Origin of the sequence: Prevotella sp. TF12-30, from assembly GCF_003436715.1 — a bacterium.
Classification (GTDB): Bacteria; Bacteroidota; Bacteroidia; order Bacteroidales; family Bacteroidaceae; genus Prevotella; species Prevotella copri_A.
The window spans coordinates 1-696 of record NZ_QSQJ01000129.1 but is presented as its reverse complement, the minus strand read 5'-3'; the positions used below and the strand labels follow the sequence as shown (position 1 = coordinate 696).

Here is a 696-nt window from a genome sequence, read left to right as displayed (position 1 = left end):
GGCGAGGAATCCATAGCGGGCATTGTTGGTCTTTACCTGCTTTACCTTGTTGCCATCAAAGAGTACAACGGTGTGCGGTTCCTGTCCTGCATTACCTGCGTGAACCTCCTTCAGATATGCAGCCTTGGCCTTCAAGCCGCCACGCACATCCTCATCCACGATGTCATACACATATTCTATATAGTCACCGTGGAGTTCCTCGACACGTTTCAGCTTCCATTCGGCAATCACCTCACGGGTACTGCCCGAAGCATCAGTGACATTGCCCTTTACAACAGCTCCGTCACCACCATAGATGTACTTGACACCCTGCTTGTCTGTAACCTCCCAATAATAGTTGGCAGGACTGTCACCCTTGCGGATGATACGGCTGAAATCACCGCCTTGGCGGGTGTAGAACTGGCGGTCAGCCTTTCTGTTCATCTTCTCGCCACGGTGTGCGACTCCCATCTGTCCGTTGTCGTCCATAGTGGAGAGCATTGAACCGGACAAGAGATAAGTCTCCGTCTCTTTTGACTGGTCATAACGAGGCACGCCCCACCGGGTGTCAAGCGTTATGCTTGGCACGCTGATGTTCCAACCTTCACCGAGCCATCCGCTACCGCCCTCGCTGCTGTACTGCAAGCCAAGGCTTGGCTGCATACCGTTTCGTGCTGGCGGCATCTCGAACGGATACTGCAGGTTGGCAGAGCCACG

At 54.0% G+C, this 696-nt stretch carries 1 protein-coding gene; it reads right to left on the bottom strand.

Annotated elements, in window-relative coordinates:
* On the bottom strand, window positions 1-696 hold a 696-nt coding region (locus DXD25_RS16430; protein WP_147327966.1), incomplete at both ends, for a SpvB/TcaC N-terminal domain-containing protein.